11 protein-coding genes and 2 tRNA genes are annotated in these 14583 nt (G+C 65.7%); 9 read left to right on the top strand and 4 right to left on the bottom strand.

Translation table 11 applies throughout. The features are described from left to right. Window positions 1–9: 9 nt before the first annotated feature. Together M5C98_RS10025 and M5C98_RS10020 are read right to left on the bottom strand one after the other, a co-directional pair. Window positions 10–606: an OmpW/AlkL family protein gene (locus M5C98_RS10025; protein ID WP_272552515.1), complete on the bottom strand. Its 597-nt coding sequence runs from the start codon at window positions 604–606 to the stop codon at window positions 10–12. A 149-nt stretch (window positions 607–755) separates the two neighbouring features. Further along, window positions 756–1748, bottom strand: coding sequence for a DUF808 domain-containing protein (locus tag M5C98_RS10020; RefSeq protein WP_272552514.1), 993 nt, complete (start codon window positions 1746–1748; stop codon window positions 756–758). 202 nt (window positions 1749–1950) lie between these two features. On the opposite strand from M5C98_RS10020, the gene M5C98_RS10015 reads away from it, so the two are divergent. Continuing rightward, entirely contained in the window at window positions 1951–2667 is a 717-nt protein-coding gene (locus tag M5C98_RS10015) for a class I SAM-dependent methyltransferase (protein WP_272552512.1), read from the top strand. Window positions 2668–2732: 65 nt separating this feature from the next. On the opposite strand, the gene purL is transcribed toward M5C98_RS10015, so the two are convergent. Then, complete coding sequence (gene purL, locus M5C98_RS10010) at window positions 2733–6743, bottom strand: phosphoribosylformylglycinamidine synthase (RefSeq protein WP_272552510.1); 4011 nt, start codon at window positions 6741–6743, stop codon at window positions 2733–2735. Window positions 6744–6964: 221 nt separating this feature from the next. Between purL and map the strand changes: the two genes are divergently transcribed. Continuing rightward, a complete protein-coding gene (map, locus tag M5C98_RS10005; RefSeq protein WP_272552508.1) occupies window positions 6965–7780 on the top strand; it encodes a type I methionyl aminopeptidase in 816 nt (271 codons plus the stop codon). A 114-nt stretch (window positions 7781–7894) separates the two neighbouring features. Then, entirely contained in the window at window positions 7895–10489 is a 2595-nt protein-coding gene (locus tag M5C98_RS10000; RefSeq protein WP_272552507.1) for a [protein-PII] uridylyltransferase, read from the top strand. Window positions 10490–10608: 119 nt separating this feature from the next. Here M5C98_RS10000 and def read toward each other — a convergent pair whose 3' ends face one another. Beyond that, entirely contained in the window at window positions 10609–11148 is a 540-nt protein-coding gene (gene def / locus M5C98_RS09995; RefSeq protein ID WP_272552506.1) for a peptide deformylase, read from the bottom strand. An 88-nt stretch (window positions 11149–11236) separates the two neighbouring features. On the opposite strand from def, the gene M5C98_RS09990 reads away from it, so the two are divergent. The 6 genes from M5C98_RS09990 (at window position 11237) to M5C98_RS09965 (ending at window position 14536) form a co-directional block, all read left to right on the top strand. Then, window positions 11237–11656, top strand: a complete 420-nt coding sequence (locus M5C98_RS09990) for a YbaN family protein (RefSeq protein WP_272552505.1) — start codon at window positions 11237–11239, stop codon at window positions 11654–11656. A gap of 93 nt (window positions 11657–11749) precedes the next feature. Continuing rightward, a tRNA-Asn gene (locus tag M5C98_RS09985) sits at window positions 11750–11825 on the top strand. A gap of 64 nt (window positions 11826–11889) precedes the next feature. Beyond that, window positions 11890–11965: transfer RNA gene (locus tag M5C98_RS09980), tRNA-Asn, on the top strand. Between the two features lie 209 nt (window positions 11966–12174). Beyond that, window positions 12175–12933 (top strand): leucyl/phenylalanyl-tRNA--protein transferase, encoded by a 759-nt coding sequence (aat, locus tag M5C98_RS09975; protein WP_272552504.1) that lies wholly within the window; start codon window positions 12175–12177, stop codon window positions 12931–12933. After that, window positions 12930–13667 (top strand): arginyltransferase, encoded by a 738-nt coding sequence (locus M5C98_RS09970; protein WP_272552503.1) that lies wholly within the window; start codon window positions 12930–12932, stop codon window positions 13665–13667. The genes aat and M5C98_RS09970 overlap by 4 nt, the downstream gene beginning before the upstream one ends. Before the next feature lie 65 nt (window positions 13668–13732). After that, a complete protein-coding gene (locus M5C98_RS09965; protein WP_272552501.1) occupies window positions 13733–14536 on the top strand; it encodes an IclR family transcriptional regulator in 804 nt (267 codons plus the stop codon). The last annotated feature ends 47 nt before the right edge of the window (window positions 14537–14583 follow it).

Genomic DNA, 14583 nt, shown 5'->3' with positions numbered 1-14583 from the left:
GGCCCGCGGTCAGAACCGCCAGCCCAGGCCCACGCCGGCCAGGATCGGATCGATCTTGAACGTGCCCAGCTTGGCGCCCGCTGCGACCACGTCGGTCTGGATATAGACCTTCTTCACGTCGAAGTTCAGGACCAGGTTCTTGGTGAGCGGAATGTCCACGCCGACCTGCAGGGCGCCGCCCCAGCTGCTTTTATCGATGCTCACACCGGCGGGCAGGCGCACGCTGGAAAACCGCGTGTAGTTCACGCCCGCACCCACGTAGGGGCGAAAGCCTGCGGTGTCGAAGTGGTACTGCAGCATCAGCGATGGCGGCAGGTGCTTGAGCGTGCCGATCTGCGCATTCAGGGCGCTGGAGGACAGCCGCTGCTTCTGGGGCACGGTCAGCACCAGTTCGGCAGCGATGTTGCGGTTGAAGAAGTACGAGATATCGACTTCAGGCAGTGTCTTGTCGTTGATCGACAGGCCCAGGCCGGTGCTGTCCTTGTTGGAGGAATCCAGGTTCACGGCCCGCGCACGAATGAGCCAGGGGCCTTCCGCCGTTTGCGCGAAGGCGGCGCCGGAGGTCAATGCGCACAGAACGGCCAGGGCCAGCAGGTTTTTTTTCATACGGAAACTCGATGCGTTGAACGGGGACGACCCCCGTGCATGCATTGGGCCGGCAAACGGCCCGGGCGGCCTTGCCATGGATCAAACCGCCAGCAGGTTGCGCTGCGCGCCGAGCAGGCCGGAAGGCGCCCTGCCCCTCTCCCCTTCCGTCAATGCGCGCCCTTGCCCCGCATGCGCTGCACCAGCGTGACTCCCGCCAGCACGATCGCGCCCGCCACGATGCCCACCACCGCATTGAGCAGATTGGGCACCAGCACGCGCCACAATCCGCCGGCCGGCCACTCGGCAGCCGATGCCGCCAGGCCCTCGACCGCGTGGTGGATGAACGGCACGCCATGCACCAGAATGCCGCCGCCCACGAGGAACATCGCGGCCGTTCCCGCCACCGAAAGCACCTTCATGAGCCACGGCGCGGCGGCCACGATGCCGCGGCCCAGGGCCTGTGCGGCTCGGCTGGTCTTGCGGGTCAGCCACAGGCCCAGGTCGTCCAGCTTGACGATGCCGGCCACCAGGCCGTACACGCCCACCGTCATGATCAGCGCGATGCCGGCCAGCACGGCCACCTGCTGGCCGAACGGCGCACTGGCGACCGTGCCCAGCGTGATGGCGATGATTTCGGCGGAGAGGATGAAGTCGGTTCTCACCGCGCCCTTGACCTTGTCTTTCTCGAAGGCGGCGATGTCCACCGCCGGGTTGGCATTGGCCAGGGCATGCGCCTCGCGGCCCGCTTCTTCCTTGGGCGCATCGCCGTGGGGCAGAAACCGGTGGGCCAGCTTTTCCGCGCCCTCGAAGCACAGGAACGCGCCGCCCACCATCAGCAGCGGCGTCACCGCCCAGGGAATGAACGCGCTGATCAGCAGAGCGGCCGGCACCAGGATGGCCTTGTTGATGAGCGAGCCCTTGGCCACCGCCCAGACCACCGGAATCTCGCGCTCGGCGCGCACACCCGTGACCTGCTGGGCATTGAGCGCCAGATCGTCGCCCAGCACGCCGGCGGTTTTCTGCGCCGCCACCTTGGTCATGACGGACACGTCGTCGGCCATGGCGGCACTCTTCTTGGCAGCGACCTTGGTCATCAGGGCCACGTCGTCCAGAACGGTGGCGATATCGTCGAGCAGCGTCAAAAGGCTGGCACCGGCCATGGGAATCCTTAAAAAATCGAGGGAGAAAGCGGGCCCGTGGGCGCCGCGCAGGCGAGACACGCCAGCCGACAACGGGCGCCAAGCGCCCAGGCGGCGCCCACTATAGCAATGCGCTGACAGGCCTTCGTGTCGGTGCAAGGCGCATACTGGCGGCCTTCCCACCGACACCGGGGTCCTTCACGCGGGCTCTCGCTCACGCCGCATGCCAGGCTACCTCACCAAGCAAGAAACCATCGCCATCGCCGGCACCGACGACCTCGTCATCCAGTCGCTGCTGGACCGCCAGCAGTTCTTCGACCCTGCAGGCGATGCCGAATCTCTGGGCATCTCCTCCGCCGCCTGGCCGCTTTTCGGCCTTCTGTGGCCCTCGGGCGCCCAACTGGCGGCGCGCATGGCGGCCCGGCCCGTGCAGGCCGGCGAGCGGATTCTGGAATTGGGCTGCGGCCTGGCGCTGGCCAGCCTGGTGTGCCATCGCCTGGGCGCCGACGTGACGGCCAGCGACTGCCACCCGCTGGCGGGCACCTTCCTGCAAGACAACCTGCGCCTGAATGGCATGGCCCCGATGAAGTACCGCCAGGGCCAATGGGGCAGCGGCGAAGCGCTGGGGCCTCCGCAGCCGGATGAAAGCCCGCTCGCGCAGGCACACGGCGGGCCGGTGCACGGCGTGTTCGACCTGATCATGGGCAGCGACCTGCTGTACGAACGCGACGCGCGCGCCAGCCTCGCCCATTACATCGCCCTGCATGCGGGGCCGGCGGCGCAGGTCTGGATCGTGGACCCCGACCGGGGCAACCGCGCCGCGTTCAGCAAGCAGATGGCCGCGCAAGGCTTCGGGCTGCACGAGGAGCGCCTGGACCGCGCCGCTGCGGGCGAAGCGCCCGCGTACAAGGGGCGGCTGCTGGTGTACCAGCGCGCCTGAAGGGCAGGGCCAGCCGCCCGCCGGCCGCAGCAGCGGGCGCTGGGCGCCCCTCGCCTGCTACGCTCCTAGCCCACCCATTGGCGCGCGTTGCGCCAGATGCGCATCCACGGGCTTAGCTCGCTCTGATCGCCGCTGGTCCAGCTCATCTGCACGTTGCGGAACACGCGCTCGGCGTGCGGCATCATGGCCGTGAACCGTCCATCGGCCGTGGTCACCGCCGTGAGGCCACCCGCGCTGCCGTTGGGATTGAACGGGTACTGCTCGGTGGCCGCGCCGTGGTGGTCCACGTACCGCATCGCGGCGATGGCCTGCTCCGGGTTACCACGGTATTTGAAATTGGCATAGCCCTCGCCATGCGCCACGGCGATCGGCAGGCGGCTGCCCGCCATGCCGGCGAAGAACAGGCTGGGCGACTCCAGCACTTCCACCAGCGACAGCCGCGCCTCGAAGCGCTCGCTCTGGTTGGTGGTGAAGCGCGGCCAGGCCTCGGCGCCGGGAATGATGTCGGCCAGCTCGGCGAACATCTGGCAGCCATTGCACACGCCCAGGCCGAACGTGTCCTTGCGGCCGAAAAAGCCCTGGAACTGGTCCGACAGCACCGGGTTGAACGTGATCGAACGCGCCCAGCCGATGCCCGCGCCCAGCGTGTCGCCGTAGCTGAAGCCACCGCAAGCCACCACGCCGGCGAAGTCGGCCAGTTGCACGCGGCCCGTCTGCAGGTCGGTCATGTGCACGTCGTAGGCCTCGAAGCCCGCCTCGGTGAAGGCGTAGGCCATCTCGATGTGCGAGTTGACCCCCTGCTCGCGCAGGATGGCGACCTTCGGCCGCGCGAGGTTCAGGAACGGCGCGGCCACGTCTTCGGCCGGATCGAACGTGAGCGCCACGTGCAGGCCCGGGTCGTTCGGCACGCCCGCTGCGGCATGCTCGGCATCGGCCGTGGCCGGGTTGTCGCGCTGCTGCGTGATCTTCCAGCTCACCGCGTCCCACACCTGGTGCAGGTCGGACAGGGTGGCGCTGAACACGCTCTTGGCATCGCGCCACACCTGCAGCTCGCCCTTGCCGGCGTCCATGGCGGACGACGGGGGCCGCGTCTTTCCGATGAAGTGGCTGGACTTGGACAGGCCATGCTCGCGCAGGGTCTGCATGACCTCGTTGCGCTCGGCGGTGCGCACCTGCAGCACCACGCCCAACTCTTCGTTGAACAGCGCCTTGAGCGTCAACTCCTCACGGCGAGCGCTGACCTGGGAGGCCCAATTCTTGGCATCGCCCGTTTCCATGCGGCTGTCGCTGATGCCATCGCCCTCGGTCACGAGCAGATCGACGTTCAACGCCACGCCCACATGGCCGGCGAAGGCCATCTCGGCCACTGCGGCCAGCAGGCCGCCGTCGCTGCGGTCGTGGTAGGCCAGGATCTGGCCCTTGGCGCGCAGTGCGTTCACGGCATCGACCAGACGCACCAGGTCCTGCCCGTCGTCCAGGTCGGGCGCCACATCGCCGCTCTGGTCCAGCACCTGGCCCAGGATGCTGCCGCCCATGCGGGCCTTGCCATGGCCCAGGTCGATCAGCACCAGCGTGGTGTCGTCTTCCACGGCATCCAATTGCGGCGTGAGCGTGCCGCGCACGTCGGCCAGCGTGGCGAAGGCGCTGACGATCAGGCTCACGGGGGAGGTGACCTTCTTCGCACCGCTTTCATCTTTCCACTGGGTGCGCATGGACAGCGAATCCTTGCCCACCGGGATCGAAATGCCCAGCGCCGGGCACAGCTCCATGCCCACGGCCTTCACGGTGGCATACAGCGCGGCATCTTCGCCGGGCTCACCGCAGGCGGCCATCCAGTTGGCCGACAGCTTCACGCGCGGCAAATCGATCGGCGCGGCCAGCAGATTGGTGATGGCCTCGGCCACGGCCATGCGGCCCGAGGCGGGCGCGTCGATGGCGGCCAGCGGCGTGCGCTCGCCCATGCTCATGGCCTCGCCGGCAAAGCCGCGATAGTCGGCCAGCGTGACGGCGCAGTCGGCCACCGGCACCTGCCAGGGGCCCACCATCTGGTCGCGGTGCGACAGCCCGCCCACCGTACGGTCGCCGATGGTGATGAGAAAGCGCTTGCTCGCCACCGTGGGGTGCGCCAGCACGTCGATCACCGCCTTTTGCAGCGCCACGCCCGTGAGGTCGATGGGCGCGAATTCACGCTGCACGGTCTTCACGTCGCGGTGCATCTTGGGCGGCTTGCCCAGCAGCACTTCCATGGGCATGTCCACCGGCAGCTTCTGCTCGCCAGTGGCGGCGGTGTCTTCCAGAACCAGCTGGCGGTGCTCGGTGGCGGTGCCGATCACGGCGAACGGGCAGCGCTCGCGTTCGCAGAACGCGCGGAACCGTTCCAGCGACTGCGGCGCGATCGCCAGCACGTAGCGCTCCTGGCTTTCGTTGGACCAGATTTCCTTCGGGGCCAGCCCCGACTCTTCGAGCTGCACCGCGCGCAGGTCGAAATGCGCACCCCGGCCGGCGTCGTTGGTCAGTTCGGGGAAGGCATTGGACAGCCCGCCCGCACCCACGTCGTGGATGGCGAGGATGGGGTTGTCGGCACCCTGCGCCCAGCAGTGGTTGATGACCTCCTGGGCGCGCCGCTCGATCTCGGGATTGCCGCGCTGCACGGAGTCGAAATCGAGCTCCGCCGCATTCGCGCCCGTGGCCATGGAACTGGCCGCGCTGCCGCCCATGCCGATGCGCATGCCCGGGCCGCCCAGCTGGATCAGCAGCGAGCCGGCCGGAAATTCGATCTTCTGCGTGAGTCCCGCATCGATGGTGCCCAGGCCGCCCGCGATCATGATGGGCTTGTGGTAGCCGCGGTCCACGCCGCCCACCGACTGCTCGTATTCGCGGAAGTAGCCCAGCAGGTTGGGCCGGCCGAACTCGTTGTTGAACGCCGCGCCGCCCAGGGGGCCTTCCACCATGATCTGCAGCGGGCTTGCGATGTGCTCGGGCTTGCCGCCCTGTTCATCGCTCCAGCCGCCCCAGAGCCTGGACACCGTGAAGCCGGTCATGCCCGCCTTGGGCTTGGAGCCGCGGCCCGTGGCGCCTTCGTCGCGGATTTCGCCGCCCGCGCCGGTGGAGGCGCCGGGAAATGGCGAAATCGCCGTGGGGTGGTTGTGCGTCTCGACCTTCATCAGGATGTGGTTGGTGGCGCTACTTTTTTCATAGCACACTGCCCTAGTCCCAATTGCGCTGGATGGCATTTTGGCCAAGAAGCGTTCGACGTGCGTGCCTTCCATCACCGAGGCGTTGTCCGAATACGCCACCACCGTGTGCTGGGGCGCCAGCTGGTGGGTGTTGCGGATCATGGCGAACAGGCTCTTGTCCTGCTTTTCGCCGTCGATGGTGAACTGCGCGTTGAAGATCTTGTGGCGGCAGTGTTCGCTGTTGGCCTGCGCGAACATCATCAGCTCCACGTCGGTGGGGTTGCGCGCCAGGCCCTGGAAGGCATTGACCAGGTAGTCGATCTCGTCGTCGGCCAGCGCCAGGCCCCACTGGGCATTGGCCGCCTCGACCGCCGCCCGCCCGCCGCCCAGCACATCGACGAACTCCATCGGCGCGGCCGGCAGTTCGGTGAACAGCGCCGATGCGCCCGAGCGGTCCCACACGGCCGATTCGGTCATGCGGTCGTGCAGCAGCGCGGCGATCTGGCCGCGCTGCGCGTCCGTCAACGTGGGTGTGCCGCCCAACAGCCCGGATTTGAGGGAGATGCGGTACTCGGTAATGCGCTCCACCCGGCGCAGCGCCAGACCGCAGTTGTGCGCGATGTCGGTCGCCTTCGATGCCCAGGGCGACACCGTGCCCATGCGCGGCGTGACGACGATGGCCGGGCCATCGGCCGGGCCGCCGTAGGGATCGCCGTAGGTCAGCAGCGCGGCGAAGCGCTCGGTCTCGGCCGGGGTCGGCACCGCGTCGGTGGCCACCAGGTGCACGAAACGTGCGGCGATGCCCGTGATGCGATCGTGGATGGCTTGCAGCTGGGGCAGCAGCTGGCGCATGCGAAAGGCGCTGAGGGCGTTGCCGCCTTCGAACGTGCTGAGGTGCAAGGAGGGCTTCGTGGACGATGTCGGCGAGATCACTTCGGCGGCCTGTTGGGTGATGGAAAAGGTGCGGCCCCACCCCGAACGGCCGGCCGCTGACTGGGACCGGCACCACAGGGTGCGGAAGAATGCTGAGCCCGGCATTTTACCGGGGCCGCATCGCACCGCAGCCGAGTCCTTCGCCTGGGTGGCCTGCGCCCTCAGGCGCCGATGGGATAATTGCCCCCATGAGCATCACCATCAAAGACGCCGAAGGCATCGCCGGCATGCGAGAGGCATGCCGACTGGCTTCGGAAGTGCTGGACTACATCGCGCCCCACATCCAGCCTGGCATCACCACCAACGAAATCGACCGCCTCGCGGCCGAGTGCATGGCGCAGCAGGGCACCATCTCCGCCACCATCGGCTACCAGCCGCCGGGCTACCCGCCCTACCCCAAGTCGCTGTGCACGTCGATCAACCACGTGGTCTGCCACGGCATCCCGAACGACAAGCCCCTGAAGAAGGGCGACATCATGAACGTGGACGTCACCGTCATCACCAAGGACGGCTGGTACGGCGACAACAGCCGCATGTACCTGATCGGAGACGTGTCCATCGCCGCCAAGCGCTTGTGCAGCCTCACTTTCGACGCGATGTGGATCGGCATCCAGCGCGTCAAGCCCGGCGCCCGCCTGGGCGACATCGGCCATGCCATCCAGAAATACGCCGAACACCATGGCCTGTCGGTCGTGCGCGAGTTCTGCGGCCACGGCATCGGCCAGAAATTCCACGAAGAGCCCCAGGTGCTGCACTACGGCTACCCCGGCACGCTGGATGAGCTGCTGCCCGGCATGACCTTCACCATCGAACCCATGCTGAACGCCGGCCGCCGCGAGGTGAAGGAATTCGGCAACGACGGCTGGACCATCGTGACCAAGGACCGCAGCCTGTCGGCCCAGTGGGAACACACCGTGCTGGTGACCGAGACCGGCTACGAAGTGCTCACCCTGTCGGCCGGATCGCCTCCCCTGCCGGGCTTCGTGACCGCCACCAAGACCTGACCGGGGACGGCGCGCGGCCGGCCGCGCGGTGGCTGGCCGCACGGTTCTTGCTTCGGCCGGTGTAACCTGCAATCTATGTTGCCCCACCAGCGCCAGCCACTTCCGCCGCCGTCCATGACCGACCTGCACACCCTGCGCGACGCGTACCGCCAAGACAAGGCCACGCTGCTCGCTTCGCTGCAATCCACGGGCGCCTACACGCGCGGCGTCCGCACCCTTCTCCACAAGCTCTCCACCCTGGCCGACCGCCTGCTTCGCCAGTTGTGGCAGCGCGCCGGCATGCCGGACGATCTGGCGCTGGTGGCCGTGGGCGGCTATGGCCGGGCGCAGCTGTTTCCCCATTCCGACGTGGACGTGCTGGTGCTGCTGCCCGACGGCACCTCGCCCGGGGCCGGCAGCACCTCGTGCACGCCGATCGAATCGTTCATCGGCAGTTGCTGGGACGCAGGCCTGGAGATCGGCTCCAGCGTGCGCACGGTCACCGAGTGCCTGACCGAATCCGCGGCCGACGTCACTGTGCAGACCTCGCTGCTCGAAGCCCGCCGCATCTGCGGCAGCGCGTCGCTGTTCGGTGCCTTTCAGGAGCGCTACGACGCCCAGATGCACGCGGAAGACTTTCTCATCGCCAAGACGCTGGAGATGCGCCAGCGCCACAACAAATACGAAAACACGCCCTACTCGCTGGAGCCCAATTGCAAGGAATCGCCCGGCGGCCTGCGCGACCTGCAGACGGTGCTGTGGGTGGCCCGTGCCGCGGGCCTGGGGCGCGACTGGCGCGAACTGGCCGCCAACGGCATGGCCACGCCGTTCGAGGTGGCCCAGATCGAGCGCAACGAGGCCGTGCTGTTCCTCATCCGCGCGCGGCTGCACGCCGTGGCCGGCCGGCATGAAGACCGCCTGGTGTTTGATCTGCAGACCGCCGTGGCCGAATCGTTCGGCTACCGCTCGCACTCGCCCGACGGCAAGCGCCTGGCCATGCGCGCGAGCGAAACGCTCATGCGCCGCTATTACTGGGCGGCCAAGGCCGTGTCGCAGCTCAGCCAGATGCTGCTGCTGAACATCGAGGAGCGGCTCAGCCCCTCCACGCACGAATTGCACCGCATCAACGACCGCTTTTTCGAAAAGGCCGGCCTCGTCGAAGTGGCCAGCGACGACCTGTACGAAAAGAACCCCCATGCCATCCTGGAAACCTTCCTACTCTACGAAACCACGCTGGGGCTGAAGGACCTGTCGGTGCGCACGCTGCGCGCGCTCTACAACGCCCGCGGGGCGATGGACAGCGCCTTCCGCCGCGACCCGGTCAACCGCGCGACCTTCATGAAGATCCTGCGGCAGCCCTCGGGCATCACGCATGCGATGCGGCTCATGAACCAGACCTCGGTGCTCGGGCGCTATCTCTGGCCGTTTCGCCGCATCGTGGGCCAGATGCAGCACGACCTGTTCCACGTCTATACAGTGGACCAGCACATCCTGATGGTGCTGCGCAACGTGCGCCGCTTCTTCATGGCCGAGCATGCGCACGAATACCCGTTCTGCTCGCAGTTGGCCGGCGGCTGGGACAAGCCGTGGCTGCTGTACCTGGCCGCGCTGTTCCACGACATCGGCAAGGGCCGTGGCGGCGACCACTCCAAGATCGGCGCCGAAGAAGTGCGCCACTTCTGCCGCCAGCACGGCGTGGACGAGGAAGACGCGGCGCTGGTCGAGTTCCTGGTGCGCGAGCACCTGGCCATGAGCCAGGTCGCGCAAAAGCAGGATCTGTCCGATCCCGACGTGATCAAAGCCTTCACCCAGCGCGTGGGCAGCGAACGGCGCCTGACGGCGCTGTACCTGCTGACCGTGGCCGACATCCGCGGCACCAGCCCCAAGGTCTGGAACGCCTGGAAGGGCAAGCTGCTGGAAGACCTGTACCGCGCCACGCTTCGCGCCCTGGGCGGCCACGCCCCCAATGCCGCCGCCGAGATCGAGGCCCGCAAACGCGAAGCCATGGTCATGCTGGCGCTGCAGGCCCAGCCGTTCGAGGCACACAAGAAGTTGTGGGACACGCTGGATGTGGGCTATTTCATGCGTCACGAAGCGGCCGACATCGCCTGGCATACACGCCATCTCTCGCGCCATGTGGGCACGGGCCGCACCGTGGTCCGCGCACGGCAATCGCTGGCGGGCGAAGGCTTGCAGGTCGCGGTGTATGCCCCGGACCAGCCCGATCTTTTCGCACGCATCTGCGGCTACTTCGACCGGGCGGGCTTCAGCATCCTCGACGCGCGGGTGCACACCGCCCACGATGGCTGCGCGCTCGACACCTTCCAGGTCGTGGCCTCGGAGCAGGCCGGCCACTACCGCGAACTCACGCACATGGTGGAAAGCGACCTCGCCCGCGCGATCGAGGACGAAACCGCGGGCCTGCCTGAGCCGGCGCGCAAGCGTGTCTCGCGCCGGGTCAAAAGCTTTCCCGTGGCTCCGCGCGTCACCCTGCGCCCCGATGAAAAGGCCCAGCGCTGGCTCATCAACATCTCCGCCAGCGACCGTGCGGGCCTGCTCTATCTGGTGGCGCGCATCCTTTCGCGGCACCACCTGAGCGTGCAACTGGCCAAGGTCAGCACGCTGGGCGAACGGGTGGAAGACATCTTTCTGGTGCATGGACCCGAACTGCAAAGCAATGCCCGGCAGATTCAGATCGAAACCGAACTGCTGAACGCCCTGTCCGAATGAAGGGCTTGTTGTGTGCGCGGCGAATTGCTACCAATTCAATAGCACACTGCCCTAGTCTTTATTGCTCTGGCGGCTTTTTTCAATGAGCGTGCTGGCAGATACTAGCGAGGTCCTGCCGGTCAGTCGTCTTCCGCATCCGCCAGTTCGGGAAACAGCACGTCGGTGTAGCCGAACTGTGTGAAGTCGCGCACCCGCATCGGATAGAGCTTGCCGATCAGGTGGTCGCATTCATGCTGCACCACACGCGCATGAAACCCCTCCGCCGTCCGGTCGATCGCGTCGCCATACGGGTCCAGACCCTGGTAGCGGATGCGGGACCAGCGCGGCACCTTGCCGCGCAGCCCAGGCACGGACAGGCACCCTTCCCAGTCCTCTTCCTCATCGTCTCCCAGCGGCGTGATCTGCGGATTGAGCAACACCGTGCGCGGCACCAGCGGGCGGTCGGGATAGCGGGGATTTCTGCGGTCCGAGCCGAAGATCACCAATTGCAGATCCACCCCGATCTGGGGTGCGGCCAGGCCCGCGCCATCCACCGCCTCCATGGTCTCGAGCATGTCGCGCACCAGCAGGTGCAGCGCGTCGGTATCGAATTCGGTCACGGGCTGGGCGACGCGCAGCAGGCGCGGATCGCCCATCTTGAGGATGTTTTGAACGGTCATGGGAATGTAGAAAAAGCCGACGGCCTGCGTCGATACGCCCATCAGCATAGCGTGCCGCAAGCCGCGGGGCGGCAGGCACAATCCAGGCATGCCGCCCCCGCCAGAGCCTTTGCCGCCGCCGCCACGCCCTGCCCCGCTGCCCCTGCCAGTGCGCTGGCTGCTGTTGTGCTTCGCGGTCTTGAGCCTGGTGACGGGAATCATCGGCATCTTCGTGCCCGGCCTGCCGACGACGGTTTTCATCCTCATGGCCGGCTGGGCCGCGGCCCGCAGTTCCCCACGGCTGCACGCTTGGCTGTGGCGCCATCCGCTCTTCGGCCCCATGCTGCGCGACTGGGCCAACGGCGGGCAGGTGAGCCGGCGCGCCAAGTGGAGCGCCAGCATCCTCATGGCGCTAGCAACGGCGGTGCTCATCTTCAGCCAGGCGCCCCGCTGGGTCGCCATCAGTGCTTCGCTGTGCATGGCCTGCGTGCTCGCCTGGCTGTGGCAGCGGCCGGAGCCAGGGCGTTGAGCTTCGGAACCACTCCGTGCATCGGATCGATCCACCGGCCGACCTGAGTTCTCGAAATCTGCTCACTTTTTGTGTATATAATCTAAGTCTTGTTCCTCGATAGCTCAGTTGGTAGAGCGCCGGACTGTTAATCCGTAGGTCCCTGGTTCGAGCCCAGGTCGAGGAGCCAAGAATCATCAAGGCCTTGCATGTGTACGCAGGGCCTTTTACATCGTCAGTCAGATAACCGATATTCCTCGATAGCTCAGTTGGTAGAGCGCCGGACTGTTAATCCGTAGGTCCCTGGTTCGAGCCCAGGTCGAGGAGCCACTGTCAGCCGTTTCGGCTGCAAAAAGCCCGCTATTTTCACGATAGCGGGCTTTTTCGTTTTTATTCACTGTGGATCTGGTTGGCGAAGGCGACAAAGCATGGCGACAGGCCTCCCGAGTCCGCACCACCACCTATCATCCTAGGACAGCCGCCATCTCGCTCTACGCAGTCGGTGACAATGCTTTTCATCCTCCACTTCCTCCCCGCGCATGGCTGACGATCCTTTGCCCTGGCTGCAACCCGGCGACGAATTTCCCAGCGTTGAACTCAGTTGGGGCGACGACTCGGCGGCCCCAGGACTGCTGGCTGCGGGTGGAAACCTCAGCGTTGCGCAACTGCACAGCGCGTACCAACGGGGCATTTTTCCGTGGTTCAGTCCCGGGCAGCCCGTGCTTTGGTGGAGCCCCGATCCCCGAATGGTGTTGCCGGTGGAGGAGTTTCGGCTGCACCGCTCGCTGCGACGCACTTTGCAGAAATTCCGGACCTCACCCGATTGTGAAATTCGTGTGGACTATGACTTCGGCGCCGTCATCAAGGCATGCGCCGGAACGCCCCGGCAGGGCCAGAACGGCACCTGGATCGTCCCGCAGATGGTGCAGGCTTATCGCGCATTCCACGCTGCCGGCTTCGCGCACAGCGTGGAAACCTGGGTCGATGGCCGGTTGGTGGGGGGGCTTTATTTCATTGCCTTGGGCAAAGCCGTTTTTGGCGAATCGATGTTCGCCCACGCCACCGACGCCTCCAAGGTGGCACTGGCAGCTTTCGTCTGCTTGTGCAGGCACCACGGTGTAACGCTCATCGATTGCCAGCAGAACACGGCCCATCTGGCATCTTTCGGAGCCCACGAAATAGGTCGCGCCCAGTTCCTGCAAAGCGTTGCGGCAGCCTCGCAGGAATCCGCAGTTTCCTGGAAATTCGAGCCCGTATACTGGACAGCGCTGCTGCCCAACACCGGGAATTCGGGATGACGCAACTCAACGATCTGCCGCTGCACACCTTGCAGTTTTATGCCACGGCCCCCTATCCGTGCAGCTATCTGCCTGCACGGCAAGCGCGCTCGCAGGTCGCCACGCCCAGCCATTTAATACAGAACGATGTCTATTCAGACCTCGTGGCACGGGGGTTCCGCCGCAGCGGCATGTTCACTTACCGTCCCTACTGTGATGGGTGTCAGGCCTGCACTCCGTTGCGCGTGCTGTCGAAATCCTTCAAGCCGGATCGTAGCCAGCGCCGTGCCTGGACGAAACACAGCCACCTGCAGGCGCGGGTCCTTCGATTGGGCTATGTGCCAGAGCACTACCAGCTCTACCTGCGCTACCAAAACCTGCGCCATTGCGGGGGCGGGATGGACCACGACAGCATCGATCAATACACCCAGTTCTTGCTGCAGAGCCGGGTCAATTCGAGGCTCGTGGAGTTTCGCGAACCCGACGTGGATGGCAATCCCGGTGCGTTGCGGATGGTCTCGATCCTGGACGTGCTGGACGATGGCCTGTCTGCCGTCTATACGTTCTATGAACCCGAGCCCCACTGCAGCTATGGCACCTACAACGTACTGTGGCAAATCGAGCAGGCGCGCACGCTGGGACTGCCGCATGTTTACCTGGGCTATTGGATCGAAGAGAGTCCGAAGATGAACTACAAGGCGCGCTTCTTACCGCATGAGTTGCGGATCAACAGCGAATGGAAACTGGCGCCATAAGGTGGTGAGACGGCTTCTCGCATTTCACAAGATAAAATGCGGGCTTCTCGTCAACATACATCACCATGAAAAAAGACGATGACGGCGTACCCGCCAAACCCAGCGTCCAGGTGCTGGAGCGCATGTTTGCACTCATCGACGTGCTTACTTCGCGCGAAGAAGCGATCTCCCTCAAGGAAATCAGCGAGAAGACCGGACTCCACCCTTCCACCGCCCACCGCATCCTGAACGACCTGACCATTGGCCGTTTCGTGGATCGTCCGGAATCCGGCAGCTATCGCCTCGGCATGCGTCTGCTGGAATTGGGCAACTTGGTGAAGGCGCGCTTGAGTGTGCGCGACGCTGCTTTGACCCCCATGCGCAATCTGCACAAGCTGATTCAGCAACCGGTCAACCTGAGCATGCGCCAAGGCGATGAGATCGTGTATGTGGAGCGCGCCTACAGTGAACGTTCTGGCATGCAGGTGGTGCGCGCCATTGGCGGCAGGGCCCCGCTGCATCTGACCTCCACAGGCAAGCTTTTCCTCGCTGCGGATGATCCGCAACGGGTTCGCGCTTACGCGATGCGCACCGGGCTCCCTGGGCACACCCGCAACAGCATTACGCAACTGCCAGTGCTGGAGCGCGAATTGGGAAAAGCCCGGCAATACGGCATTGCCCGGGACAACGAAGAACTGGAACTGGGCGTGCGCTGCATGGCCGCCGGGGTGTATGACGACCAAGCCCACTTGGTGGCAGGCCTTTCGATCTCTGCGCCAGCGGATCGCCTTGATGAAAATTGGCTGCCCAAGCTTCAGGCGACCGCGAGCGAGATTTCACAAGCCTTGGGCTATTCCCTGAGCCGGCGCGACAAGGCTGTTGCTCCGTAGACTGCGAAATGAAAAACGCGCATTGCAAAGAGCAATGCGCGTCAATA

This window comes from Acidovorax sp. NCPPB 3576, from assembly GCF_028473605.1.
GTDB lineage: Bacteria > Pseudomonadota > Gammaproteobacteria > Burkholderiales > Burkholderiaceae_C > Paracidovorax.
Note: the sequence above shows the minus strand (reverse complement) of the source record. Positions and strands in the feature narration are given on the sequence as shown.